Annotated in this window: 2 protein-coding genes; both read left to right on the forward strand. The window is 46.2% G+C overall.

Annotated elements, in window-relative coordinates; all coding sequences use genetic code 11:
• On the forward strand, nucleotides 1-512 hold a 512-nt coding region (locus A3762_RS26805; protein ID WP_197468915.1), incomplete at its 5' end, for a hypothetical protein.
• A gap of 708 nt (nucleotides 513-1,220) precedes the next feature.
• Nucleotides 1,221-1,778 (forward strand): fatty acid cis/trans isomerase (locus A3762_RS01050; protein WP_197468916.1); only part of this gene is annotated, 558 nt, incomplete at its 3' end.

Here is a 1,778-nt window from a genome sequence, read left to right on the forward strand (position 1 = left end):
TTGAAAAAGACTATTGGGACTCGGAAGCACTCAAGTTTGTGCCGTTTGCCGATGTTGGGTATGCCCGGGATTTACGCTCGCACAATGGCGCCACGACTTACGCAATAGGCTCGTCTATTTTTCGGTATACGGATATTTGGGGAGAGCAACAAATACTGTTTGCGAAGGTGCAGCATGCTGGCTTCTCATCCAGAGATGCGGCTTCTGAAAACTTTAGTTCGTTCCAGATTGGCGCTGATCTCAAGTTTCCTGAGCGACTTATGCTTGGGCCTTTGAGTAGTTTCTTCTCATTCTATGTGACGAGTTATTATTTTGCAGTCGGCTTTGATCTTCAGGAAAACGAAGCTCTTGTTCTTCAAGATGAATATGTACACGAGCTTGGTTTTACTTGGGGCTTAGATAAAGCCATTGAAACCTCAGTTGGTGATATCGAGCGCATTGGCTTTGGCTATCGTTTTGCTGATGCAGAGGATGGTGTTTTTCACTTAGCGTTTAATTTTCCATTAGATTAGGGAACAGAGTCGGCGGCGGCCGACAGCGCCTTAAGAGCTTTGATTGTTCCGCTTTCAGGTTTCGACCTAAAGGTCTAGTTAAGGGACTTGTGCTGACAAGTCCCTTAACAATCCCAATCAGCCCCGCTGACATGCCCTTCGGTCTTATTCGTTGCTCAAAAATAAACAGCGTCTGCGTGACTCGCCTTCGGCTCAAACAGTCCTCGACGAATTCCTGTTTATTTTATCCGCGACTCATCATGTCAGAAGGGGTGTTGGTGCAAGACACAAACCTTGTTTGTTTTCCAGATTTATCGAAGCGGCATCTGCCTTCTCGTAGGATGAGTGACGCCAGTTACAAATGGATAAAGCGAGGACTGTTTGAGAGAGTAGCGCGAACGAGACAAGGTGAATGGCGAAGCAAGAGTGGGTGGCCTGGGCCAGGCCGCAGCGCCATTTTTAACCAGTCACGAATGTACCCTAAGGGCCGAAGAGCAGGTACGCATTTCTTTGGTTCTTTCTTGTGCGAGCAAGAAAGAACATAAACGGATTAGAAGTAATGAATTTAAGATTAACGAGAGTTTGAAAATAAACAGCTCAACTTAAAAGCTACTTCAAGCGACCTTTAGGTTAAAACAAAAACCTCATCTTGAAGCATTCTCCAGCTGTTCTAAACTGCTACTTAGCCGAACTAAATAGAATCCAAACCAAACTAGCTAGCCGACTATTATGAAATCAAAGCACCTTTTTAGTTACTTCTTCATAAGCCTCTTCGTCATCGGTTGTGCCACGATCGCGCAACATCAACTTGATCAACAATGGGGTGAACCCGAGGTACAAAATCGTGAAGTCGCAGAATATCAGCAAGGTGTCCCAGAATATCATCGCGACATTCAGCCCATCTTTGATAAGCGTTGTGTTAGCTGTCATGCCTGTTATGACGGACCATGCCAGTTGAAGTTATCGTCATATGACGGGCTTGATCGTGGAGCGAGTAAAGAGTTGGTATATGACGGGGCTCGTATCGTAGCGGCTGAGCCTTCCCGTCTTGGTGTCGATGCAAAAACAACTGAAGAGTGGCGTGCGCGGGATTATTTCCCTGTGTTGAATGAGCGTGCGCAAAACCCTGTCGCTAACGTGCAGGGCAGCTTGCTTTTAAAAATGTTGGAGCAAAAGCGTCAGCACCCACTTCCGCAAACGGCGCAAATTGACCCCGATGTATTCGATGTCTCAACAGATCGTGCGCAAGAGTGTTCAACAATTGAAGAATATGAACGCTATGCAGAT

Source organism: Oleiphilus sp. HI0125 (genome assembly GCF_001635355.1).